The organism is Streptomyces sp. NBC_01298, from assembly GCF_035978755.1.
Classification (GTDB): Bacteria; Actinomycetota; Actinomycetes; order Streptomycetales; family Streptomycetaceae; genus Streptomyces.
Window position 1 is genome coordinate 7,268,429 of the sequence record NZ_CP108414.1, and the last position, 23,908, is coordinate 7,292,336.

Annotated in this window: 21 protein-coding genes and 2 tRNA genes; 17 read left to right on the forward strand and 6 right to left on the reverse strand. The window is 72.7% G+C overall.

What is annotated here, in order from left to right; translation table 11 throughout:
* The first annotated feature begins 40 nt into the window (after positions 1-40).
* Positions 41-112 (forward strand) — tRNA-Val (locus OG730_RS33075).
* A 150-nt stretch (positions 113-262) separates the two neighbouring features.
* Here the strand turns inward: OG730_RS33075 and OG730_RS33080 are convergent.
* Positions 263-2,737, reverse strand: a complete 2,475-nt coding sequence (locus tag OG730_RS33080; protein ID WP_327307662.1) for an SCO7613 C-terminal domain-containing membrane protein — start codon at positions 2,735-2,737, stop codon at positions 263-265.
* A gap of 114 nt (positions 2,738-2,851) precedes the next feature.
* Here OG730_RS33080 and OG730_RS33085 point away from each other — a divergent pair, with 114 nt between their 5' ends.
* Both OG730_RS33085 and OG730_RS33090 read left to right on the forward strand, forming a co-directional pair.
* Positions 2,852-3,397 (forward strand): SRPBCC family protein, encoded by a 546-nt coding sequence (locus OG730_RS33085; RefSeq protein ID WP_327307663.1) that lies wholly within the window; start codon positions 2,852-2,854, stop codon positions 3,395-3,397.
* Between the two features lie 38 nt (positions 3,398-3,435).
* Positions 3,436-3,507 (forward strand) — tRNA-Val (locus OG730_RS33090).
* 101 nt (positions 3,508-3,608) lie between these two features.
* Here OG730_RS33090 and OG730_RS33095 read toward each other — a convergent pair.
* Positions 3,609-4,334, reverse strand: coding sequence for a 3'-5' exonuclease (locus tag OG730_RS33095; RefSeq protein WP_327307664.1), 726 nt, complete (start codon positions 4,332-4,334; stop codon positions 3,609-3,611).
* A 254-nt stretch (positions 4,335-4,588) separates the two neighbouring features.
* Between OG730_RS33095 and OG730_RS33100 the strand changes: the two genes are divergently transcribed.
* Positions 4,589-5,179 carry a DUF4365 domain-containing protein gene (locus OG730_RS33100; RefSeq protein WP_266876553.1) on the forward strand — a complete coding sequence of 197 codons (591 nt, stop codon included), beginning with the start codon at positions 4,589-4,591 and terminating at the stop codon, positions 5,177-5,179.
* Positions 5,179-6,399 (forward strand): hypothetical protein, encoded by a 1,221-nt coding sequence (locus OG730_RS33105; protein ID WP_327307665.1) that lies wholly within the window; start codon positions 5,179-5,181, stop codon positions 6,397-6,399. The genes OG730_RS33100 and OG730_RS33105 overlap by 1 nt, the downstream gene beginning before the upstream one ends.
* 57 nt (positions 6,400-6,456) lie before the next feature.
* Here the strand turns inward: OG730_RS33105 and OG730_RS33110 are convergent, their stop codons facing one another.
* Positions 6,457-7,080 (reverse strand): histidine phosphatase family protein, encoded by a 624-nt coding sequence (locus OG730_RS33110; protein WP_327307666.1) that lies wholly within the window; start codon positions 7,078-7,080, stop codon positions 6,457-6,459.
* Positions 7,081-7,252: 172 nt separating this feature from the next.
* Between OG730_RS33110 and thrS the strand changes: the two genes are divergently transcribed.
* The gene (gene thrS / locus OG730_RS33115) at positions 7,253-9,229 is read left to right on the forward strand and encodes a threonine--tRNA ligase (protein WP_327307667.1); all 1,977 of its coding nucleotides are present in this window, start codon (positions 7,253-7,255) and stop codon (positions 9,227-9,229) included.
* A 62-nt stretch (positions 9,230-9,291) separates the two neighbouring features.
* On the opposite strand, the gene OG730_RS33120 is transcribed toward thrS, so the two are convergent.
* Positions 9,292-9,957, reverse strand: a complete 666-nt coding sequence (locus OG730_RS33120) for a potassium channel family protein (protein WP_327307668.1) — start codon at positions 9,955-9,957, stop codon at positions 9,292-9,294.
* Between the two features lie 67 nt (positions 9,958-10,024).
* Between OG730_RS33120 and OG730_RS33125 the strand changes: the two genes are divergently transcribed.
* A complete protein-coding gene (locus tag OG730_RS33125; protein WP_327307669.1) occupies positions 10,025-10,585 on the forward strand; it encodes an HIT family protein in 561 nt (186 codons plus the stop codon).
* A 41-nt stretch (positions 10,586-10,626) separates the two neighbouring features.
* Here the strand turns inward: OG730_RS33125 and OG730_RS33130 are convergent, their stop codons facing one another.
* Together OG730_RS33130 and OG730_RS33135 are read right to left on the reverse strand one after the other, a co-directional pair.
* On the reverse strand, positions 10,627-12,297 hold the full coding sequence (locus OG730_RS33130; RefSeq protein ID WP_327307670.1) for an AbeC-like domain-containing protein: 1,671 nt from the start codon (positions 12,295-12,297) through the stop codon (positions 10,627-10,629).
* Positions 12,298-12,530: 233 nt separating this feature from the next.
* Complete coding sequence (locus tag OG730_RS33135) at positions 12,531-14,744, reverse strand: elongation factor G-like protein EF-G2 (protein ID WP_327307671.1); 2,214 nt, start codon at positions 14,742-14,744, stop codon at positions 12,531-12,533.
* Between the two features lie 372 nt (positions 14,745-15,116).
* On the opposite strand from OG730_RS33135, the gene pgsA reads away from it, so the two are divergent.
* The 10 genes from pgsA (at position 15,117) to ruvB (ending at position 23,861) form a co-directional block, all read left to right on the forward strand.
* Complete coding sequence (gene pgsA / locus OG730_RS33140) at positions 15,117-15,797, forward strand: phosphatidylinositol phosphate synthase (protein ID WP_327307672.1); 681 nt, start codon at positions 15,117-15,119, stop codon at positions 15,795-15,797.
* Entirely contained in the window at positions 15,797-16,729 is a 933-nt protein-coding gene (locus OG730_RS33145; RefSeq protein ID WP_327307673.1) for a phosphatidylinositol mannoside acyltransferase, read from the forward strand. The genes pgsA and OG730_RS33145 overlap by 1 nt, the downstream gene beginning before the upstream one ends.
* The gene (locus OG730_RS33150; protein ID WP_327307674.1) at positions 16,726-17,889 is read left to right on the forward strand and encodes a glycosyltransferase family 4 protein; all 1,164 of its coding nucleotides are present in this window, start codon (positions 16,726-16,728) and stop codon (positions 17,887-17,889) included. The genes OG730_RS33145 and OG730_RS33150 overlap by 4 nt, the downstream gene beginning before the upstream one ends.
* Positions 17,890-18,395: 506 nt before the next feature.
* Positions 18,396-18,935 (forward strand): LemA family protein, encoded by a 540-nt coding sequence (locus tag OG730_RS33155; protein WP_327307675.1) that lies wholly within the window; start codon positions 18,396-18,398, stop codon positions 18,933-18,935.
* A gap of 165 nt (positions 18,936-19,100) precedes the next feature.
* A complete protein-coding gene (gene pdxS, locus OG730_RS33160; protein ID WP_030294529.1) occupies positions 19,101-20,018 on the forward strand; it encodes a pyridoxal 5'-phosphate synthase lyase subunit PdxS in 918 nt (305 codons plus the stop codon).
* Positions 20,019-20,025: 7 nt separating this feature from the next.
* On the forward strand, positions 20,026-20,619 hold the full coding sequence (pdxT, locus tag OG730_RS33165; protein WP_327307676.1) for a pyridoxal 5'-phosphate synthase glutaminase subunit PdxT: 594 nt from the start codon (positions 20,026-20,028) through the stop codon (positions 20,617-20,619).
* A gap of 57 nt (positions 20,620-20,676) precedes the next feature.
* Complete coding sequence (locus OG730_RS33170; protein ID WP_266876542.1) at positions 20,677-21,429, forward strand: YebC/PmpR family DNA-binding transcriptional regulator; 753 nt, start codon at positions 20,677-20,679, stop codon at positions 21,427-21,429.
* A gap of 132 nt (positions 21,430-21,561) precedes the next feature.
* Positions 21,562-22,098 carry a crossover junction endodeoxyribonuclease RuvC gene (gene ruvC / locus OG730_RS33175; protein WP_327307677.1) on the forward strand — a complete coding sequence of 179 codons (537 nt, stop codon included), beginning with the start codon at positions 21,562-21,564 and terminating at the stop codon, positions 22,096-22,098.
* Complete coding sequence (gene ruvA / locus OG730_RS33180; RefSeq protein ID WP_327307678.1) at positions 22,095-22,727, forward strand: Holliday junction branch migration protein RuvA; 633 nt, start codon at positions 22,095-22,097, stop codon at positions 22,725-22,727. The genes ruvC and ruvA overlap by 4 nt, the downstream gene beginning before the upstream one ends.
* A gap of 72 nt (positions 22,728-22,799) precedes the next feature.
* Positions 22,800-23,861, forward strand: a complete 1,062-nt coding sequence (ruvB, locus tag OG730_RS33185) for a Holliday junction branch migration DNA helicase RuvB (protein ID WP_327251803.1) — start codon at positions 22,800-22,802, stop codon at positions 23,859-23,861.
* Positions 23,862-23,908 lie beyond the last annotated feature (47 nt).

The window sequence follows — 23,908 nt, forward strand, 5'->3', positions numbered from 1 at the left end:
GAGAGCACCGCTGACATGCGGTAATGTTTGCGGTGCGTCCGGGCGATTAGCTCAGTGGGAGAGCACTTCGTTCACACCGAAGGGGTCACTGGTTCGAACCCAGTATCGCCCACCCGGACCAGAGGCCCGGAGACTTTCACAGTCTCCGGGCCTCTGGCGTTTTCCCCCGTACGGCCCACGGCCGGCACCCGTCCGGCCCTGGCGCCGGGGTACGGACGCCAGGGCCGGTGGGCGGGGTCGGAGGGCGGGGCCGGGGGCCGGGCTACTTCAGCCGTCCGATCGCATCCCGCAGCCGGCGGGCGTCGCGCAGCCGCTTCTCGTAGGTCGCCCCCACCACCAGCAGCAGCACCCCCGCCAGGGCCGGCGGCAGCCAGCGCGGCAGCGCGTCCACCACCTGGACGACGTACGGGGTCAGCTCGTGCAGCGCCACCGCCGTCAGCGTCGCCCCGCCCAGCAGCAGCGGCGCCCGGAGCCGGCCGCGGGCGCCGGCCAGGGTCACCCCGAGCGCGGCCGTCCCCAGCAGCAGCGGCCGCAGCCAGTGCGGATCGCCCCACACCGCGAGGGTGCTCGGCAGCAGGGTCGCCGCCAGCCCCGGACCGTACGCCGTCCAGGACCCGGCCAGCGGGTCGCGCCGCCGCCGCAGGAACCCCACGGCCAGCGCCGCCGCCGTCACCGGCAGGGTGTACGCCTCGGGCACCGTCACCTCCGAAGCCGCGAGCCGTACCCAGGTCGCCGCCAGGAACAGCGCCCCGGCCGGCCAGCCCGCCGCCGTCCGGCGCTCGGGCCGTACCGCCGCCGCCGCGCACACCACCCCGGCCAGGGCCAGGACCAGCGCGAGCACCGGAGCGTCCCCGGTGGCCAGGGCGAGGGCGAGGAGACCCGCAGCGGCCGCCGCGACCTCAGCCGGGACCCGTACGGGGCCCAGCCGCGGCCCGAGCGCCGCCACGGCCGCCGGGACCACCAGCACCGCCGGCGCCCACCAGGCCACCGGCCACTCCAGCAGCGCGCCCAGGGCCACCGCGAGCAGCGCCGCGTACCCGACCGCGAGGGCCGCCGCGCCCGCGCGGGCCCACACCGGGGCGGGCCGGTACGCCGCTCCCGCCGCGCACGCGGCCCCCAGCAGGCCGAACACCGCGAAGGTGGCCAGCCGGCCGTCCAGGGCCGCCACGGAGACGCTCAGGGCCCCCGCGAGGGCGCAGGCGCCCGCCGCGATCCCCGCGGGGCCGCGGAGGGCGGGCGCCGGGACCGCGGCGACGGCCGCGGCCGCCGTGGGTCCGGAGCCCGCGGGGACGCCGTCGCCGGCGGGCGCGGCCCCGGCCGGGCCGCCGGCGGCCGCCTTCGCCGCTGCGCCGGCCCCCGCCGCGGACCGCAGCGCGAGCGCCCCCGCCGCCAGCGTCACCGCGAGCTGGGCCGCGAAGACCGCGCCCGGGGCGGCGTCGAGCACCACGGGGGCCGTGAACAGCGCCGCCCAGCCCAGGACCACCGCGGCCGGCCCCGGCTCCGTGCGTTCCGGGAGCACCCGGACCAGCCACCACGCCGCCCCGGCCGTCAGCAGCAGGACCACCAGCGGAGCGAGCCCCGAGCCGTCGGCCGCCGGGGCGGGTGTGGTCACCGACCAGACCTCCTCCAGCACCCGCAGCCGGCCCAGCAGCACCGTCGCAACCCACGCCGCGGTCAGCGCCGCCTGTACGACGGCGACCCCCGCACCGGTCAGGGCGAGGCCGCGCCGGACGGGCTCCGGGAGCGCGGAGACCCGTAGGGCGCCCAGCAGGGGCAGGGCGAGGGCGAGGTACACGACCGCCGCCCAGGACGGGCTCAGCTCCGGCCGGAACGGCCCGCCCAGCGCGGCCACCGCCGCGAAGGCGCCGGCCGCCGCGAAGGCGGCCCGCAAGCCCGGGGCGCGCCACGCCACCGCCAGAGCGAGCACGGCCACCGCGGCCAGCCGCACCGAGGGAGCCACGGCCGAGCCCGTCGACCCGGCGTCCAGGGACTGCGCCAGGGCCGTCAGCAGCGCGGTCCCGCCCACCACCGAGCCGGCCGCCCCCGCCCAGCGGGACCAGCGCCCGGGCCGCGGCAGCGCGAGGCCGGCGTCCAGCGCCGCGGTGCCCAGCAGGGCCCAGGCCATGTCCGGCCCGTCCGCCCCGGCGGCCAGCGCCGCCAGCGGCAGCGGGAGCTGCGCCGTCAGCAGCGCCGCCGGGACCGGGATCCGCAGCGCGGGCAGGCAGCGCCCGTACCCCGCCCACACCGCCGCCAGCACCGCGGCCGCGCCCGCCGCGTACGCCACTCCGTCCACCTCCGGCATGCCGACGGCGTACAGCGCGTACGCGTCGAGCACCGTCAGCAGCAGACCCACCGCGGCCACCGCCTCGGCCGTCGAGCGCAGCCCCCGGCGCAGCAGCGCCACCGGGGCGCCCAGCGCCGCCGCCGTCACCACGCCGAGCACCGCACTGCGCCCGGCGATCCCCAGGGAGCCCCAGCTGACCAGCGTGAACGCCAGGGCCGCCACCGCCAGCAGCACCGCGCCCAGGACCAGCAGCACGTTCTGCGCACCGGGACCCGAGGCCTCCGCGCCCTGCGCGGGCGCGGCCGGCCGGACCGTCGCCCCCCACGCGTGGGGGGCCTGGGCGCCCAGCAGCCAGGCACGGCGGTTCAGCAGGAAGTGGCGCCGGGCGTCGAGTTGGATCAGTTCGCGGTCGATGAGCACGAGCTCCTCGGCCGGTGGCAGGGGGTTTTCCATGGTTCGGAGTGTGGCGCCCGTCACCCCGTCAGGACATGGGTGCGCGTACTCATCTCCGGATGAGTTCCGGCTGAGTACCCGGTGCGCACGGCCGCCGCGCGCAAGACTGGAGACATGGACCGAAGCAGCCATGGCGCCGCGTCCGGCGGCGCCCCTGACGTGAGCCCCGGCGACCGGGCCGCCCCCGCCAACCCCGGTGGCCGGTGGACCCGTTACCGCTTCCGCAGCGTGTGGGACCTCGACGCCGCGCCCGCCCGCGTCTACGCCGCCCTGGAAACCCCCGAGTCCTACCCCCTGTGGTGGCCCCAGATCCGCGCCGTGGCCCCCGCCGGCGACGGGAGCGGCGGTACCGCCGCCATCCGCTCCGTCCTCCCGTACACCCTGCACGTGGGCGCGGCCGAACTCCTGCGGGACCCCGTGGGCGGCGTCCTGGAGGTCGCGCTGCTCGGCGATCTGGAGGGCTGGGCGCGGTGGACCGTACGGGCGCGGGCCGGCGGCACGCGGGCGCTGTACGAGCAGGAGGTCGAGGTGCGCCGCCCCCTGATGCGTCTGCTCGCGTTCCCCGGGCGGCCGGTGTTCCGGCTCAACCACACGCTGATGATGCGGGCCGGACGGCGCGGGCTCGCCGCACATTTGGCGGCCCGGCCGGAAGCGGTTTGAACCAGCCCCGGGCCTTCTGTATTGTTCACACCGTTCCCGGGCGATTAGCTCAGCGGGAGAGCACTTCGTTCACACCGAAGGGGTCACTGGTTCGATCCCAGTATCGCCCACCGGGACAGGCCGGTCCGTCTGATGACGGACCGGCCTTCCGCATGTACGGGCCCTTGTGGCACGGACCCTTGCCGTACGGACTCGTGCCGTACGGGCCCCCTCACGCCGCCGCGGGCAGCTCCGGCCGCAGCGGCCAGTGCGGATCCACCGACTCCGGTGTGCCCTGCCGCGCGAACCACGCCTGGAGCCCCCGCGCCTGCGCCGCGTGCCACACCTGCTGGAGCGTGTGCAGCTCCGCCGGCGACAGCCGCTCCAGACGGGCCGCGAACCGGCGGCCCACGGCCCGTACGAGCTCCAGGGACGCCAGCGCGTCCGCGCCCGCGTCATGGGCACCCTCCAGCTCTATCCCGTAGTGCGCGCACAGGTCCGTGAGCGTCCGGCGCCCCTTGCGGTAGCGGTCCAGATGCTTGTCGAGCACGCGCGGATCCAGCACCGTCAGCGGCCGGTTGTCCAGGTACCGGGCCAGCGAGGACGCCCGGTGGCGGCGCAACTCCCGGTCCAGCAGGGTCAGATCGAACGGCGCGTTCATCACCACCACCGGCCTCCCCGCCACCTGCTGCTCCCCGAGCGCGCGGGCTATCTCCTCCACCACCGGCGCCGGCCACCGGCCGTTGCGCTGGAGGTGGTCATCGGTCAGACCGTGCACTTCCGTGGCCCCCGGGGGTACCGGGATGCCGGGATTGACCAGCCATCGCGTCGAGCGGATCCGGCCGCCCGCGCACTCCTGGACGATGAGCGCGGCGGACACGATCCGATCGCGCTCCACGTCCACCCCGGTCGTCTCCGTGTCGAATGCGGCCAGCGGGCCCTCGTACCAGCGTGTCATGGCGAACTCCTCGTCACCCGTCGGCAGATGGCCCCACCCGGGCACCGCGCCCCGGGCCCGCCACCCTTGCCCGAAACGGTGATACCCGGGCTCTTTGCCCCGTACGCCGTTTGCGGGACGCCGACTGCGGAGACAACTCAACTGGGGGACCGCACACATGACCGGTCGTCAACCCCGACACCCTGACACGCACCTGACGCGGCCCCACGCGGCCGCTTCCACGGGGACAGCCCGGAAGGCATGGGGAGCCGGCCATGGCGCTCGCGCAGCCCGAACCGGGCGGGGTGCTCGCGGGGCAGATCGATCCGCGGACCGACCCGCGGAGCGGACCGCTGCGCGGCACGCTCGCCACCACCGCCTGCATGGAAACCCTCCAGGTGGGATATCTGCACGCCGTCGTCGCCGCGGCGGGCTGCTCGCTGTCCCAGCCCTTTCCCGACAACGGCATCGACTGGCACGTCAGCCACGGCGCCCCCGAGCACGTCATCGACGACGAGGTGACCATCAAGGTCCAGCTCAAGGCGACCTACCAGATACCGCCCAGGCCGGCCGGGCCCACCTTCGGCTTCACCCTCGACAACGAGCACCTGGTGAAGCTGGCCCGCAGTCCGGTCGCCGTGCACAAGATCCTCGTCGTGATGCTCGTCCCGCGGGAACGCGACCAATGGCTGAGCGCCGGACACGACCGGCTCGACCTGCGGCACTGCTGCTACTGGACCAATCTCGCCGGACACCCCGTGACCGGCCGGCGCCGGACCACCGTACGGATCCCGACCACGCGGATCTTCGACGACCGGGCGCTCTGCGAGATCATGACCCGGGTCGGGTCGGGAGGGACACCTTGATGAACTGGCAGTCACCGCACCTGGAGCCGCTCCCCTCACCGGAGTTCGCGGCGGGCGCCCCCGATCCCGCGCACGTCGATCCGCTCGTGCTCGGCGCCCTGCTGCACCGGCACGGCTGGCTGCGCCGCGGCGGCGCCGCCGGACGGTACGGGCGCTGGACGCCGCCCGCCCCGTACGGCACGGGCAGCGGCGGCACCAGCCTCCTCGTCCCCGAGAGCCGGGCCTTCCCCGACTGCGCCGACCTGCTCGAAGAGGCGCTCACGGCGCTCTCGCGCAGCGGGCTGCCGTCGGCGCGCGAGGTGCTCTACGGGCTCAGCGTGCCGAGCGACGAGATCCGCTGGGAACGCGAGATCCCGCGCGGGGCGTACGGACTCCACGGCGAGGCCGACTGGACCGTCCAGGAACAGCTCCGCTCGGCCGCCCGCCAGCTGCTCCTCGCCGGGGCGCTGGCCGACCGGGCACGGGCCGGGTACTACGGAGCCCGCCACCGCGGCCAGGCGGAGCGGGCGCTGGACGGGGTCCTGGTGGGCCCGGCTCCGGGCGGCCGGCGGCTGACCGCGTACGTCCCCGTCGACGGGGGCCGGGGGACGGTGATCCGGCTCCACCACGCGCTGCACGCCGCCCGCGAGGCCGTGGACTACCGGCGGGCCACCGGCGGCATGGAAGCCTTCGACGCGGCGGTCGAGGCCGGGGTCAGCCGGGAGCTCGCCGAGGCGCTGATCTCGCTGGTCCACGGCTCGGAGGGGGCCCGGGTGGCCCTCGCGTGGGCCCCGGCGGCCGGGGTCCCGGCAGGATGCGCGGCCCGGCCCGAGCCGGTGGAGTTCTCACCCGGCGACCTGCCGGTGCTCCGGGAGGCGGCCGCGCGGTACACGAGGGACGAGCCGGCGGTGGCGGTCCGGGTGGCGGGAGCGGTGGTCCGGATGCGGAGGTCCGCCCCGGGCGGCGGGGGCACGGTCCGGCTGCGGGTCCTCGCCGGGGCGGAGATCCCGTACGTCCGGGTCGTGCTCGACGAGGAGTCGTACCGGGTGGCGGGCCACGCGCACCTGGTGGGACTGCCGATCCGGGTCAGCGGGCGCTTGCAGCGGCGGGGCGGCTTCCGGCGGCTCACGGACGCCTCGGACGTCCGCCCGGTCCCGCTGGACGAGGTCGAGCGGGACCGGCTGATGAAGTCCCTGGACGAGTCCCTCGACGCGGGGGACGCACTGCCGTCGGACGACTAGGAGCCCGGCCCCGGGGGAGGCAGGCCTCCAGAGAAGCCCGCCTCCAGGGAAGCGCGCCTAGACGTGCAGCTCGGGGGGAAAGCCGGTCCAGCACAGCTCGGGCGGCAGGTGCCGCATGTCGTTGAGGACGAGGACGGAGGCGGGCCGCCCGGGCGCGTACCGGATGACCGTGAGGGCGGCGTTGGCGTGGTTGAGGCCGAGCCAGCGCCACCGCGGCGCGTCCATGGCGTCCCGGACGAGCCACGCGACCAGGAAGGCGTGGGTGACGACCAGCTCGTGCCGGTCCTCTCCGCCGTCCACGGGTCCGGTGAACAGGTCCAGGGCCCGCCGGGCCAGAGCCGGTCCCCGCTCCCGCTCCTCGTCGGAGGCACTGTCGAGGAAGCGGAGGAAGAGGTCCGCGGAGTCCGCCGGAAGCTCCTCCCGCGGTGGTACGTAGGGGACGTAGTCGCCGGCGGCGTCCGAGACGTGCAGGGGGACGTCCTTCAGCTGCTCGCCGATCAGGTGTGCGGTCTGCTCCGCCCGGGGCAGCGGGCCGTGGTGAACGGCCGCGAGAGGTATGTCGCGCAGGCGCCGGCCGAGCAGCACGGCCTGCCTGCGGCCGCCTTCCGTCAGACCGCTCTCCTCCGAGGCCGCCTCGCCGTGCCGCACCAGGTAGAGGTAACGGGTAGCCGTACCGGTCATCACATGCTCCTCCGCACTCACTGACGATCTTGTGCATCCAGGGACGAGGCCGTCGAGGGCGGCGGTTCCCACCGGCCCGGGCGGTAACCGTTTAGCGGCTCGGCCCATCCGCTCGGTACGATTCAGACGCGCAGTGATCCGCTCGCGCACCCCCTGAGTCAGGAGCAGACCGGTGTCAGACGTCCGTGTGATCATCCAACGCGATTCCGAGCGGGACGAGCGCGTGGTGGCCACGGGCACTACGGCGGCTGAGCTCTTCGCCGGCGAGCGCACCATCGTCGCCGCGCGCATCGCGGGCGAGCTGAAGGACCTCGCGTACGAGGTGAAGGACGGCGAGACCGTCGAGCCCGTGGAGATCTCCTCTCCCGACGGCCTCGACATCCTGCGCCACTCCACCGCGCACGTCATGGCGCAGGCCGTGCAGGAGCTGTTCCCCGAGGCCAAGCTGGGCATCGGCCCGCCGGTCCGCGACGGCTTCTACTACGACTTCGACGTCGCGAAGCCCTTCACCCCCGATGACCTCAAGGCCATCGAGAAGAAGATGCAGGAGATCCAGAAGCGCGGCCAGCGCTTCGCCCGCCGCGTCGTCACCGACGAGGCGGCCCGCGAGGAGCTCGGACACGAGCCGTACAAGCTGGAGCTCATCGGCATCAAGGGTTCCGCTTCGACCGACGACGGCGCGAACGTCGAGGTGGGCGGCGGCGAGCTGACCATCTACGACAACTTCGACGCCAAGACCGGCGACCTGTGCTGGAAGGACCTCTGCCGCGGTCCCCACCTGCCGACCACCCGCAACATCCCGGCGTTCAAGCTGATGCGCAACGCCGCCGCCTACTGGCGCGGCAGCGAGAAGAACCCGATGCTCCAGCGCATCTACGGCACCGCGTGGCCGTCGAAGGAGGAGCTGAAGGCCCACCTCGACTTCCTCGTGGAGGCCGAGAAGCGCGACCACCGCAAGCTCGGCACCGAGCTCGACCTGTTCTCCGTACAGGACGAGATCGGCTCCGGCCTGGCCGTCTTCCACCCGCGCGGCGGTGTCATCCGCCGCACCATGGAGGACTACTCGCGCAAGCGGCACGAGGAAGAGGGCTACGAGTTCGTCTACACCCCGCACGCCACCAAGGGCACCCTCTTCGAGAAGAGCGGCCACCTGGACTGGTACGCGGAGGGCATGTACCCCCCCATGCAGCTCGACGGTGGTACGGACTACTACCTCAAGCCCATGAACTGCCCGATGCACAACCTGATCTTCGACGCGCGCGGCCGCTCCTACCGTGAACTGCCGCTGCGCCTCTTCGAGTTCGGCACCGTGTACCGGTACGAGAAGTCCGGTGTCGTGCACGGCCTGACCCGCTCGCGCGGTTTCACCCAGGACGACGCGCACATCTACTGCACCAAGGAGCAGATGGCGGAGGAGCTCGACCGCACGCTGACCTTCGTGCTGAACCTGCTCCGCGACTACGGTCTGACCGACTTCTACCTGGAGCTCTCCACCAAGGACCCGGAGAAGTTCGTCGGCTCGGACGAGATCTGGGAGGAGGCCACCGCCACCCTCCAGCAGGTCGCCGAGAAGCAGGGCCTGCCCCTGGTCCCGGACCCGGGCGGCGCCGCGTTCTACGGCCCGAAGATCTCCGTGCAGTGCCGTGACGCCATCGGCCGCACCTGGCAGATGTCGACCGTGCAGCTCGACTTCAACCTGCCGGAGCGCTTCAACCTGGAGTACACCGGCCCCGACGGCACCAAGCAGCGGCCGGTCATGATCCACCGTGCGCTGTTCGGTTCCATCGAGCGGTTCTTCGCCGTGCTGCTGGAGCACTACGCGGGCGTCATGCCGCCGTGGCTCGCCCCCGTCCAGGCGGTCGGCATCCCGATCGGCGACTCGCACATCGAGTACCTGCAGGAGTTCGCCGCCGAGGCGAAGAAGAAGGGCCTGCGCGTCGAGGTGGACGCCTCCTCCGACCGGATGCAGAAGAAGATCCGCAACCAGCAGAAGCTGAAGGTCCCCTTCATGATCATCGTCGGTGACGAGGACATGGCCGCGGGCACCGTCTCCTTCCGCTACCGCGACGGTTCGCAGGAGAACGGCGTCCCGCGCGACCAGGCGCTGGCGAAGCTCGTGGACGTCGTGGAGCGCCGCGTCCAGGTGTGACGGATGTGGCTGCCGTGACGGCTGAGTGATGGCTGCGTGATGGCCCGGAGCCCCCGGGGACCTCAGGTCCCCGGGGGCTCCGCCTCGTCCTGGCGGCGGAACACCTGGAGCATCCAGGAGGAGAAGGAGCCCGTCACCGCGCCCAGCAGCGCCAGGCCGCCCGCCATCAGGAACGCCGCGATGATCCGGCCCACCGGGGTGACCGGGGCCATGTCCCCGTAGCCCACCGTGGTCAGCGTCTCGCACACCCACCACACCGCGTCCCCGAAGGTGTGGATCGTGCCGTTCGGGGCCCGGCGCTCGAAGTGGTAGACCCCGAGCGCGCCGGCGAACCCCATCAGCCCGGCCGACAGGCCGGCGTACGACATCACCCGCGCGTACAGCCCCTGGCGCGGGCGCTTCTGCCGGGCCTGGATCGCGTTGTGGACCTTGACCATGCGCAGCGGCCGCAGCAGCGGCAGCAGCACGATCAGGGTGTCCAGCCAGTGCACGCGGACGAAGCGCAGCGGCCGCATGCCGCTCAGGTGCAGCCGGACCAGGTAGTCCACGATGAAGCAGACCCAGGTCAGTGCGACCACGACGAGGCTGATGTCCCGCCACAGGGGGTGGGCCCGGTAGGCCAGCACGGAGATCGCGTAGGAGCCCAGGAAGATCAGGGAGGCGTAGAACAGCGGCAGCTCGGTCCGGCGTTCCCAGGCCTGGTCACCGGACTCGGGTGCATGGTTCATGGGCCCAGCATCGCTTCCCGCACACCGGTGTTCGCCCCGGCGACACGCCGCTCGGGGCCAAGGTCATATGCTGCATCCCATGACGATTGAGCCGGAGCAGCAGATCGGTGTGGGCACGCAGGACGCGTTCCAGCGTCTGTGGACGCCCCACCGGATGGCCTACATCCAGGGGGAGAACAAGCCGACCGGGCCGGAGGCCGGGGACGGCTGTCCCTTCTGCGGGATTCCGGAGATGTCCGACCAGGACGGGCTGGTCGTGGCCCGGGGCCGGCACGTCTACGCCGTGCTCAACCTCTACCCGTACAACGGCGGCCACCTGATGGTCGTGCCGTACCGGCACGTCGCCGACTACACGGACCTGGACGCCGCCGAGACCCTGGAACTCGCCGACCTCACGAAGCGGGCGATGGTCGCGCTGCGCAAGGCCTCCGGTGCGCACGGGTTCAACATCGGCATGAACCAGGGCCAGGCCGCCGGCGCCGGCATCGCCGCGCACCTGCACCAGCACATCGTGCCCCGCTGGGGCGGGGACACGAACTTCATGCCGGTCGTGGGCCACACCAAGGTCCTGCCCCAACTCCTCGCGGACACCCGCCAGATGCTCGCGGACGCCTGGCCCTCCGACTAGGGACGGCCGGGGCGTCGTGCCGGGCGGATGTCCGCGCGACCTCACGCGTCGTAGACGTCCGCCTTGCGCGGTGCGGCGTCCTGGATCAGACCGCTGACGATGCTTGACCGGTTGGTGAAGCGGTCGGTGTCGACCCCGTTCTCCTCCAGGACCCGCATCGCGGCGGTGTGCACCGCCCGCAGGACCGGGGTCGCGGCGCGCATCGCGTCGTCCGCCATGAAGCGGTGGCGCCACGGCTGGCCCGCCCAGACGTGGCGGACGCCGAAGGGCTCCGGGAGGACGAGCTTGCCGCCCAGGAAGTCCAGGAGCGGCGGGTACCAGGTGAAGGGCGCCCGCACGGCGAGGCGTACGACCTCGTTCGTGTCGACCACCGGCCGCTTGAGCTCGACGGTTTCCCAGAAGCGCACGGATTTGGCGACCTCGTCCACCGGCGCCGCCGATTTGGTGGTGAACAGGCCGTGCACCGGGCCGAGCGCGTGCCCGGTGACCTCCACGCGCAGGGTCTTGTAGAGCACGGTGACCGTGACCAGCATGGTGATCACGAGCTGGCCGTCCCAGAGCGGGTACTGGATGCCGAGGTAGTGCCGGTTGCCGGCACTGAACTGCTGCTCGTTGCAGATCCGGGTGATCTCGTGCGGCTTGACCAGGAAGGTGTCCACGTCCGCTCCGCTGGGGCGGGTCACTTCCTTGGCGCCCTCGCCGACCGGTGTGACGATCCAGTGCGTGATCGACGCGGGCGGGAGGCCGCCGGTGTGCAGGGGGCCGCGCTCCAGCTTGCGCAGCTGGGTGTCGATCGCGCGTATGACGTCCCAGCTGCGGAACGGGTGGATCTCGGAGCCCTCGTTCCTGGGGGCGAGTTCCTCGGCCATCTGCCAGCTGCCCCAGCGCGTGCCCATGCCGAGTATGCCCTTGGGGCCCGCGTAGAAGACGGCGTTGCTGCGGTCCTCCGCCGTGAGCTTGGCCAGGGAGTGGCGCAGGTCCTCGCGGGCCTTCTCGTCGGGGTTGCCGGGGACGGCCTCCGGGATCTTGGCGGCCACCCCGCCGCCGCCCGCGAGGAGCCCGTCCCAACGGGAGCGCAGGTCCTCGGCGGTGGCCTGGCAGAGCCGGCGGGCGAGGAACCAGCCGGCGACCGGGGCGATGACCATGGCGCGGACGTAGAGGCCCAGGAAGCCGGTCGCCGGGAGCCGGAACATGAGGACGGCGACCACCAGGCCCACGCCGACGAGGAGCGCCGTGCCCATCCACGAGGCCCGCTTGGCCGTGGAGCCCGCCAGGGCCTTGCGGGCCCAGAACAGGCCGAGCCACAGCAGCAGGCCGGGGAGGAACACGACCCCGCAGGCGAGCATGATCAGGCGGAGCTTGCGGTCCCGCTCCTTGCGGATGCGGGAGGCCGCCAGGCAGTGCTCGACGACGGTCTGCGGGTCGGCGCCGAAGGACTGGATCAGCGGCTTGCGGGTGGGCGGGATGGTGCGGGCCTCGACCGCGCGGCAGAAGGCCTCGCCGAGGTTGGGGGCGAGCAGGGACACCTTGGCGGGTTTGACCACGGACTCGTGGTACTCGTTGTTGGCCTTGAGTATCTCCTCCAGCTTGGTGTCGCGTCCGCCGTCCCGGTAGGCGGCGGAGGCGAGGGCGTTGGTCGCGGCGGTCTGGCCGCCGCCGCCCTGGAGCGGGATCTGTGCCCCGGGCCTGAAGTCGAATCCGTCGTCCGCCACCGTTGCCCCCATCGCTGTGCGTCGTACTCGTGTACCTCGTGTGCGGGCCCGCCCGCGCTGCCGCCCGCCCGGTCCACCCGCTTGGTCCACCCGCTTGGTCCACCTGCTCGGTCTACCCGTTCGGTCGGCCCGGCTCACGCGCGGACGAGCCTATCGGCCGATTCCTCCCCATGGTGATGGGACAGGTAAATGCCGCCCACCGCAAGCGGGTTGGATGGGCGGCGGCAGTGACGCTATGTCAGTTGGCTTCCCTTCTCTGGCTGTTCGCGCAGCTTGTCCGCTATCTGTGGTGGCATCGGCTCGTGCCGCGCGTACGTACGGCTGAACAGCCCCGTGCCGTGCGATACGGAACGCAGCTCGACGGCGTACCGGCCGATCTCGATCTCGGGGATCTCGGCGAGGACCCGGGTGCGCCCGGTGCCCGCCGCGTCGGTGCCCACGACGCGGCCCCGGCGGCCGGCGAGGTCGCTCATGACGGGGCCGACGTACTCGTCGGGAACGAGGACGGCGAGCTCGGCGACCGGTTCGAGGAGCTGGACGCGGGCTCCGGAGGCGGCTTCGCGCAGGGCTAGGGCGCCCGCGGTCTGGAAGGCGGCGTCGGAGGAGTCCACCGAGTGGGCCTTGCCGTCGAGCAGGGTGATGCGTACGTCCACCAGCGGGTGGCCGGCCGAGAGCCCCCGGGCGGCCTGCGCCCGGACGCCCTTCTCGACGGACGGGATGAACTGGCGCGGAACCGCTCCGCCGACGACCTTGTCGACGAACTCGATGCCGCTGCCCGGCGGCAGCGGTTCGACCTCGATCTCGCAGATGGCGAACTGGCCGTGCCCGCCGGACTGTTTCACGTGTCGCCCCCGGCCGCCGGCCTTGGCGCCGAAGGTCTCGCGGAGGCTGACCTTGTGGGGGACCGGGTCCACCTGGACCCCGTACCGGGTGCGCAGCCGCTCGAGGGCGAGGTCCTGGTGGGCCTCGCCGAGGCACCACAGGACGAGCTGGCGGGTGTGCGGGTTCTGTTCGAGCCGCATGGTCGGATCCTCGGCGACCAGCCGGGCCAGCCCCTGGGAGAGCTTGTCCTCGTCGGCCTTGCTGTGGGCCTCGATGGCGAGCGGGAGCAGCGGGTCGGGCATCGACCAGGGCTCCATCAGGAGGGGGGCGTCCTTGGCGGAGAGGGTGTCTCCGGTCTCGGCGCGGGTGAGTTTGGCCACGCAGGCCAGATCGCCGGCGACGCAGTGGGTGAGGGTGCGCTGCTGTTTGCCGAAGGGGGAGGTCAGGGCGCCGACGCGCTCATCGACGTCATGGTCCTCGTGCCCCCGGTCCGTGAGCCCGTGCCCGCTCACGTGGACCGTCTCGTCGGGGCGCAGGGTGCCGGAGAAGACGCGGACGAGCGAGACGCGGCCGACGTAGGGGTCGGAGGAGGTCTTCACCACCTCGGCGACGAGCGGTCCGCCGGGATCGCAGGTGACCGCGGGGCGGGCCGCGCCGTTGGGGGCGGTGACGCCGACGGGCGCGCGCTCCAGCGGGGTGGGGAAGCCGCCGGTGATCAGTTCGAGGAGTTCTACGGTGCCCAGGCCCTTGCGGGCGCCGTCGGTGGCGGGGGCGGCCATCAGGACGGGGTGGAAGGTGCCGCGGGCGACGGCCCGCTCCAGGTCGTCGACCAGGGTCTTGAGGTCGATGTCCTCGCCGCCCAGGTAGCGGTCCATGAGGGTCTCGTCCTCGCTCTCGGCGATGATCCCCTCGATCAGCCGGGCACGGGCCTCGGTGATGAGGGCGAGCTCGCCGGGGTCCGGGTCGCGTTCGACGCGGTCGCCGGAGGTGTAGTCGTAGACGCGCTGGGAGAGCAGCCCGAGCAGGCCGGCCACCGGGGCGTGGCCGTCGGGGGCGGTGGGGCCGTGCAGGGGCAGGTAGAGCGGGCGCACGGCATCGGGGTCGTCCGCCCCGAAGGCGTCGCCGCACACCGTGGTCATCTGCGTGTAGTCGGCGCGGGCGGCTTCCAGGTGGGTCACGACGATGGCGCGGGGCATGCCGACGGCGGCGCATTCGTCCCAGACCATCCGGGTGGCCCCGGAGAGCCCGTCGCCGTCCTCGGCGGCCGAGACCACGAACAGGGCCGCGTCGGCGGCGCGCAGCCCGGCCCGGAGCTCTCCGACGAAGTCGGCGTAACCGGGGGTGTCCAGGATGTTGATCTTGATTCCGGCCCACTCCACGGGGACCAGGGAGAGCTGGATCGAGCGCTGGCGGCGGTGCTCGATCTCGTCGTAGTCGGAGACGGTGGCGCCGTCCTCGACGCGCCCGGCCCGGTTCACGGCGCCGGCGGTCAGGGCCAGGGCCTCGACCAGGGTGGTCTTGCCGGATCCGCTGTGGCCGACCAGCACGACGTTCCGTACGGAGGCCGGGTGGTCGGCCGTCGGTGCTCTTCCGGCGGCTCCGGATTGGTGTGATGAGGCTCCCACGATGCTCGTGCCTCCCGATTGGAGGGGATGGAGGGGGAAAATCCTCCTTCGAGCTTTGCACTGCCGTCACACGGCGTCCATACGTCGTACGAGAGGCGCCGAGGGAGGGGCGCGGGAGGGGCGGGAGAGGCGCGGGGGCGCGCCGCGGGAGGCGCGCGGGAGGCGTTCGGGGGTGGCGCCGAGGAGAAGGTGTCCGGAAACGTGCCCGGAAACATGCGCGGGCAGGGCGCCCGGAACGTGGCGAACGGCCCGAGAACGGCCCGCGTCGTGTGAACCGGTGGGTGCGCGGCGCCGATGGCCCGGGGCCCTGGCTACGATGGGCCAGCCGGTGGCCGTGGTGGCCGTGCGGCCCAGCGACCCTCCGGGAAGGCCATGCTGAACAAGTACGCGCGTGCATTCTTCACGCGTGTTCTCACGCCATTCGCCGCTCTTCTGCTCCGGATGGGAGTGAGTCCCGACGCGGTCACCCTCATCGGCACGGCCGGAGTGGTGGCCGGAGCCCTGGTCTTCTTCCCCATGGGCGAGTTCTTCTGGGGCACGATCACCATCACGCTCTTCGTGTTCTCCGACCTGGTGGACGGGAACATGGCCCGTCAGGCCGGCGTCTCCAGCCGGTGGGGCGCGTTCCTCGACTCCACCCTCGACCGGGTGGCGGACGCGGCGATCTTCGGCGGACTCGCGCTCTGGTACGCGGGTTCCGGGAACAACAACGCGCTCTGCGCCGTCGCCATCTTCTGCCTGGCCAGCGGCCAGGTGGTCTCGTACACCAAGGCCCGCGGCGAGTCGATCGGGCTGCCGGTGGCCGTCAACGGGCTCATCGAACGCGCCGAACGCCTGGTGATCACCCTGGTCGCGGCCGGTCTGTCCGGGCTGGAGACCTTCGGCGTCCCCTCGTGGATCGGCCTGCTGCTCCCGATCGCGCTCTGGGTGGTCGCGGCGGGCTCGCTCGTGACCCTGATCCAGCGCGTGGTGACCGTGCGGCGCGAATCGGCGGAGGCCGATGCCGCCGCCGCTGCCGCCGCGGGAGCCCCCTCCGAAGGCGGTACGCCCTGATGGGCAAGGCACAGGACAAGCTGGTCGACGGGCTGTACGGGCTCGGCTGGGCCGGGGTCAAGAAGCTCCCCGAGCCGGCCGCGGGAGCCCTCGGCCGGCGGATCGCGGACTTCGTCTGGAAGCGGCGCGGCAAGAGCGTGCTGCGCCTGGAGTCGAACCTGGCCCGGGTGGTGCCGGACGCCACGCCCGAGCGGCTGCGCGAGCTGTCGCACGCGGGCATGCGCTCCTACATGCGGTACTGGATGGAGTCCTTCCGGCTGCCGACCATGGCCAAGGAACGATTCAGCACCGACGTCGAGATGAAGGACGACCACATCCTGCGCGAGGCCCTGGCCTCCGGGCGCGGCGTGGTCGTCGCGCTCCCGCACCTGGCCAACTGGGACCTCGCCGGCGCCTGGGTCGTCACCCACATCGGAGTTCCCTTCACCACCGTCGCCGAACGGCTCAAGCCCGAGACCCTCTACGACCGCTTCGTCGCCTACCGCGAGAGCCTGGGCATGGAGGTGCTCCCGCACAACGGCGGCGCCGCCTTCGGCACGCTCGCGCGGCGGCTGCGCTCCGGCGGGCTCGTCTGCCTGGTCGCGGACCGGGACCTGTCGGCCTCCGGGGTGGAAGTGGACTTCTTCGGCTCCGCGGCCCGCATGCCGGCCGGCCCGGCGCTGCTCGCCCAGCAGACGGGCGCCGTCCTGCTCCCGGCGACCCTGTACTACGGGGACGCGCCGAAGATGTACGGGCGGATCCACTCCCCGGTGGAGGTGCCCGAGAAGGGCACCCGCCAGGAGAAGACGGCCGTCATGACGCAGGCGGTCGCCGACGCCTTCGCGCAGGGCATCGCCGAACACCCGCAGGACTGGCACATGCTCCAGCGGCTGTGGCTGGACGATCTGGACACCAGCGGCCGCGAAGGCCGGCCCGAGGAGCACTCCGCGTGAAGATCGGCATCGTCTGCCCGTACTCCTGGGACGTCCCCGGCGGGGTCCAGTTCCACATCCGGGACCTGGCGGAGCACCTGATCGGCCTCGGCCACCAGGTGTCGGTCCTGGCCCCCGCGGACGACGAGACCCCGCTGCCCCCGTACGTGGTCTCGGCGGGGCGGGCGGTGCCGGTGCCGTACAACGGGTCGGTCGCCCGGCTCAACTTCGGCTTCCTGTCGGCCGCCCGCGTACGGCGCTGGCTGCACGACGGGGTCTTCGACGTGGTCCACATCCACGAGCCGACCTCCCCCTCGCTGGGCCTGCTGACCTGCTGGGCGGCGCAGGGCCCGATCGTGGCCACCTTCCACACCTCCAACCCGCGCTCCCGGGCGATGCTCGCGGCGTACCCGATCCTGCAGCCGGCGCTCGAGAAGATCAGCGCCCGGATCGCGGTGAGCGAGTACGCGCGGCGCACGCTGGTCGAGCACCTGGGCGGGGACGCGGTGGTCATCCCCAACGGCGTGGACGTGGACTTCTTCGCCAAGGCCGAACCGAATCCGGCCTGGTCCGGCCAGACCCTCGGCTTCATCGGCCGCATCGACGAACCCCGCAAGGGGCTGCCCGTCCTCATGGCGGCCTTCCCGGCGATCGTGGCGGCATGCCCGGACGTACGCCTCCTGGTGGCGGGCCGCGGCGACGAGGAGGAGGCGGTCGCCTCCCTGCCCGCCGAACTCCGCTCCAGGGTCGAGTTCCTCGGCATGGTCTCCGACGAGGACAAGGCGCGGCTGCTGCGCAGCGTCGACCTGTACGTGGCCCCGAACACGGGCGGCGAGAGCTTCGGCATCATCCTCGTCGAGGCGCTCTCGGCCGGGGCGGCCGTCCTGGCCGCCGACCTCGACGCCTTCGCGCAGGTCCTGGACCAGGGGGCGGCCGGGGCCCTCTTCTCGAACGAGGACCCCGACTCCCTGGCGGCATCGGCGATCGCGCTCCTGCGCGACCCCGCCCGCCGCGAGGAACTGAGCGCGCGCGGCTCGGCCCACGTACGCCGCTTCGACTGGTCCACGGTGGCGGCGGACATCCTGGCCGTCTACGAAACGGTGACCGACGGCGCGGCGGCGGTCGCGGAGGACGAACGAGTCCCCCTCCGCACCCGCCTGGGCCTCTCCCGCGACACCTAGCCCCTCCGGCCTCCGGCCCGGGTGCGGCCGCGCCGGCCCGCCTGCGCGGGAGCCCGGCTGTGGGTGTGCCGCTGCGCGGGGCGAGGTCCCCTACCCGCCCTTCGCCCGTTCCCCGGGGCTCCGCCCCGGACCCGTTGCCGTGTGCGGCGCCGTTCCCGGGGGCCAGCCCCCGGACCCCCGCTCCTCAAACGCCGGAGGGGCTGGATTTCGGCTGGCCACGGCTGTGCCCGTACGACGCCGGATTGCCCGGAGGGCAATTTCAGCCTCGCCGGCGTTTGAGGCGCGGGTCCGGGCGGAGCCCGGGGAACGGTGGAAGGGCGGGTAGGGGACCCAGCCCCGCAGGGCCAACCCAGCCGCACCCGCCCACCGGGCCCCACACCAGGCGGCGGTGGCGGAAACACCGCCCGGCCACCGCCGGACGGAGTCCGGCGCAGCGGCGCGAAGCCGGTGAGGCCCGCCAGGGCCGAGGCGCGCGAGCGGCGCGTCGAAAGGTAAGGTCGCGGCCCGTGATCGAAACCCTTGTGTGGATTGCCCTCGGCCTCGGCCTCGTCGGGGTTTACCTCAGCTGGACCGCCGGCCGCCTCGACCGTCTGCACTCCCGGATGGACGCCGCCCGCGCCGCCCTCGACGCCCAGCTCGTCCGCCGGGCGTCCGTGGTGCTGGAGGTCGCGACCTCCGGGGTGCTCGACCCCGCCTCCTCCCTCGTCCTGTACGAGGCCGCGCACGCCGCCCGCCAAGCGGAGGAGGAGCACCGCGAGGTCGCCGAGAGCGAGCTCAGCCAGGCCCTGCGCGCCGTCTTCGCCGACGTGGAGCAGGTCGACGCGCTCAAGGCCGCCCCGGGCGGCGCGGAGGCCGCGGAGGAGCTGGCGGCCGCGGTCCGCCGGGTGCCGATGGCACGCCGGTTCCTCAACGACGCCGTCCGCGCGGCCCGCGCCCTGCGCCGGCACCGCAAGGTCCGCTGGTTCCGGCTGGCGGGCCACGCGCCCTTCCCGCTGGCCTTCGAGATGGACGACGAGCCTCCGGTGGATCTGGCCGAGCGGCCGTAACTTGTACCCAATGGCCAAATCGCGAGGAGCCACCGGCTGCACATTGGCCCTTGCCGTGGACTGGTCGAGAGGGTTTCCTCGGTCCAGTACCACCAGGTCGTACGACCAGATCGCCCTGGCGATCGCCAGTAGCGCCTGAATCTTCCTTTCGAGTGAGGTCAATCCGTGAGCACGCTTCCCTCCACCCCGCAGTCCGCCGAGTCGGCGATCGGCACCTCCCGCGTCAAGCGCGGCATGGCCGAGCAGCTCAAGGGCGGCGTGATCATGGATGTGGTCAACGCCGAGCAGGCGAAGATCGCCGAGGACGCCGGCGCCGTGGCCGTCATGGCCCTGGAGCGGGTTCCCGCCGACATCCGCAAGGACGGCGGCGTGGCCCGGATGTCCGACCCGAACATGATCGAAGAGATCATCGAGGCCGTCTCCATCCCGGTCATGGCGAAGTCCCGCATCGGCCACTTCGTCGAGGCCCAGGTGCTCCAGTCCCTCGGCGTCGACTACATCGACGAGTCCGAGGTCCTGACCCCGGCCGACGAGGTCAACCACTCCGACAAGTGGGCGTTCACCACCCCCTTCGTCTGTGGCGCCACCAACCTGGGCGAGGCCCTGCGCCGCATCGCCGAGGGCGCGGCCATGATCCGCTCGAAGGGCGAGGCCGGCACCGGCAACGTCGTCGAGGCCGTTCGCCACCTGCGTCAGATCAAGAACGAGATCGCCCGCCTGCGCGGCTACGACAACAACGAGCTGTTCGCCGCCGCCAAGGAGCTGCGCGCGCCGTACGAGCTGGTCAAGGAAGTCGCCGAGCTCGGCAAGCTCCCGGTCGTGCTGTTCTCCGCCGGTGGCGTCGCCACCCCCGCCGACGCCGCGCTGATGCGCCAGCTCGGTGCCGAGGGCGTCTTCGTCGGCTCCGGCATCTTCAAGTCGGGCGACCCGGCCAAGCGCGCCGCCGCCATCGTGAAGGCCACCACCTTCTACGACGACCCGAAGATCATCGCGGACGCCTCCCGCAACCTGGGCGAGGCCATGGTCGGCATCAACTGCGACACCCTCCCCGAGTCCGAGCGCTACGCCAACCGCGGCTGGTAATCACCTCATGACGAACACCCCCGTAGTTGGTGTCCTGGCACTCCAGGGCGACGTACGGGAACACCTGATCGCCCTGGCCTCGGCTGACGCCGTGGCCAGGCCGGTCCGGCGTCCCGAGGAGCTCGCCGAGGTCGACGCCCTGGTGATCCCCGGCGGCGAGTCCACGACCATGTCGAAGCTCGCCGTGCTGTTCGGCATGCTGGAGCCGCTGCGCGAGCGGGTGCGCGCCGGGATGCCGGTCTACGGCACCTGCGCCGGCATGATCATGCTCGCCGACAAGCTCCTGGACGGCCGTGAGGACCAGGAGACCCTGGGCGGCATCGACATGATCGTGCGCCGCAACGCCTTCGGCCGGCAGAATGAGTCCTTCGAGGCGCAGGTCGACTTCGCCGGCATCGAGGGCGGCCCCGTCGAGGGCGTCTTCATCCGGGCCCCCTGGGTCGAGTCCGTCGGCGGCGCCGCCGAAGTGCTCGCCACGTACGACGGTCACACCGTCGCCGTGCGCCAGGGCAATGTCCTCGCCACCTCGTTCCACCCGGAGCTCACGGGTGACGACCGGGTCCACGCGTACTTCGTCGACATGGTGCGCGCGGGGCTGTAACGGCGTCCCGGTAGGATCTGAGGCGAACATTGTTGGTGACGCGAAGGAGACAGGCAGATGTCCGGCCACTCTAAATGGGCTACGACGAAGCACAAGAAGGCCGTGGTTGACGCCAAGCGCGGCAAGCTCTTCGCGAAGCTGATCAAGAACATCGAGGTCGCGGCCCGTATGGGCGGCGCCGACATCGATGGCAACCCGACCCTCTTCGACGCCATCCAGAAGGCCAAGAAGAGCTCGGTCCCGAACAAGAACATCGACTCCGCGGTCAAGCGCGGCGGCGGCCTCGAGGCCGGCGGCGCCGACTACGAGACGATCATGTACGAGGGCTACGGCCCGAACGGCGTCGCGGTGCTCATCGAGTGCCTCACCGACAACCGCAACCGTGCCGCGTCCGACGTACGGGTCGCCATGACCCGCAACGGCGGTTCGATGGCCGACCCGGGCTCGGTCTCGTACCTGTTCAACCGCAAGGGCGTCGTGCTGCTGCCCAAGGGCGAGCTGTCCGAGGACGACGTGCTGGAGACGGTGCTCGAGGCCGGCGCCGAAGAGGTCAACGACCTCGGCGACCAGTTCGAGATCATCAGCGAGGCCACCGACATGGTCGCGGTCCGTACCGCGCTCCAGGGCGCCGGCATCGACTACGACTCGGCCGACTCCAACTTCCTGCCGACCATGCAGGTCGAGCTGGACGAAGAGGGCGCGCGCAAGATCTTCAAGCTGATCGACGCGCTGGAGGACAGCGACGACGTGCAGAACGTCTTCGCCAACTTCGACGTCTCGGACGAGGTCATGGAGAAGGTCGACGCCTGATCCGGGCGCAGACCGCTCAGAGTGTCGCGCAGCGGGCCGACGGGGACACACCCCGTCGGCCCGCTGCTTTGTCGGTGCCGCCCGATAACCTGCGAAGCTGCACGTACGGGAGATCGAGGGAGGGGGGCTGCGGTGCGCGTACTGGGCGTTGACCCGGGGCTGACCCGGTGCGGTGTCGGCGTGGTCGAGGGGGTGGCGGGCCGTCCCCTGACGATGCTGGGCGTGGGCGTCGTACGGACGCCCGCGGACGCCGAGTTGGGCAACCGGCTCGTCGGCATCGAGCAGGGCATCGAGGAATGGCTCGACGAGTACCGTCCCGAAGTCCTCGCCGTGGAACGGGTGTTCAGCCAGCACAACGTCAGCACGGTGATGGGCACCGCCCAGGCCAGTGCCGTTGCCATGCTGTGCGCCGCGCGCCGCGGGATACCGGTCGCGCTGCACACCCCGAGCGAGGTCAAGGCCGCCGTCACCGGCAGCGGTCGCGCCGACAAGGCGCAGGTCGGAGCCATGGTCACCCGGCTGCTGCGGCTGTCCGCCCCGCCCAAGCCCGCCGACGCCGCGGACGCCCTCGCCCTGGCCATCTGCCACATCTGGCGCGCCCCCGCGCAGAACCGCCTCCAGCAGGCCGTCAACCGGCATGCCAGCGCCCTGAAAGGCCGCACCACATGATCGCCTTCGTCAGCGGCCCGGTCGCCGCGCTCGCCCCCAACCTGGCCGTCATCGAGGTCGGGGGAGTGGGCATGGCCGTGCACTGCACGCCGAACACCCTCGCGGGCCTGCGGACCGGTGAGCCGGCCCGGCTGGCGACGTCCCTGGTCGTACGGGAGGACTCGCTGACGCTGTACGGCTTCGCCGACGACGACGAGCGCCAGGTCTTCGAGCTCCTGCAGACCGCCAGCGGGGTCGGACCGAAGCTCGCGCAGGCGATGCTGGCGGTGCACAGCCCGGACGCGCTCCGCGCAGCCGTCTCGGTGGGGGACGAGAAGGCGCTGATGGCCGTCTCCGGCATCGGGAAGAAGGGCGCGCAGAAGCTCCTGCTGGACCTCAAGGACAAGCTCGGCGCGCCGCTGGGATCGAGCGGCCTGGTCGGCGCGCAGCGCGCGGCGGCCTCCGGCCCGGCGCCCTGGTCGGAGCAGCTCTCCGCCGCCCTGATCGGCCTGGGCTACGCGCCCCGCGACGCGGAGGACGCGGTCTCGGCGGTCACCCCCCAGGCGGAGGCCGCGATCGCCGCCGGCGGCGCGGCCCCGGTTCCGCAGCTTCTGAGGGCGGCCCTCCAGTCCCTGAACCGGGCCCGGTAAACGGGTGCGGAGCCCCGGCATACGGCCCCGCGCACAGACCACCGCACCACCCCGAGAAGGCAGACTTACACCGTGAACTGGGATGACGAGAGCGACGACCGGATCGTCGCGGCCGCGGCGGACGGCGAGGACACCGCCGTCGAGGCGGCCCTGCGGCCCAAGGACCTCGGCGAGTTCGTCGGGCAGGAGAAGGTCCGCCAGCAACTGGACCTCGTCCTGAAGGCGGCCCGTCAGCGCGGTGCCACCGCCGATCACGTGCTGCTGTCGGGTGCCCCGGGCCTGGGGAAGACCACCCTGTCCATGATCATCGCGGCCGAGATGGGCGCGCCCATCCGGATCACCTCCGGCCCCGCCATCCAGCACGCCGGCGACCTCGCGGCCATCCTCTCCTCCCTCCAGGAGGGCGAGGTGCTCTTCCTCGACGAGATCCACCGCATGTCCCGGCCCGCCGAGGAAATGCTCTACATGGCCATGGAGGACTTCCGCGTCGACGTGATCGTCGGCAAGGGCCCGGGAGCCACCGCCATCCCGCTGGAGCTGCCCCCGTTCACCCTCGTCGGGGCCACGACCCGGGCCGGTCTGCTCCCGCCCCCGCTGCGGGACCGGTTCGGCTTCACCGGCCACATGGAGTTCTACGCCCCCGAGGAGCTGGAGCGCGTCATCCACCGCTCCGCGCGGCTCCTCGACGTGGAGATCGACACCGCCGGCGCCGCCGAGATCGCCGGCCGCTCGCGCGGAACCCCCCGCATCGCCAACCGGCTGCTGCGCCGCGTCCGCGACTACGCCCAGGTCAGGGCCGACGGCGTGATCAACCGCGAGGTCGCCGGCACCGCCCTGAAGGTCTACGAGGTCGACGAGCGCGGGCTCGACCGGCTGGACCGGGCCGTCCTGGAGGCGCTCCTGAAGCTCTTCGGCGGGGGACCCGTCGGCCTGTCGACGCTCGCCGTCGCCGTCGGCGAGGAGCGGGAGACCGTGGAGGAGGTGGCCGAGCCGTTCCTCGTACGGGAAGGGCTCCTGGCCAGGACCCCGCGGGGGCGGGTCGCGACCCCGGCCGCATGGGCTCACCTGGGACTTGTCCCGCCACAGCAGGGCGGGAACGGATCAAGCGGACAACAGGGCCTCTTCGGGACCTGACGGCGCGGAGGTTCGCCCCCTCAGGAACTGCGGTGACATGCTGGGCG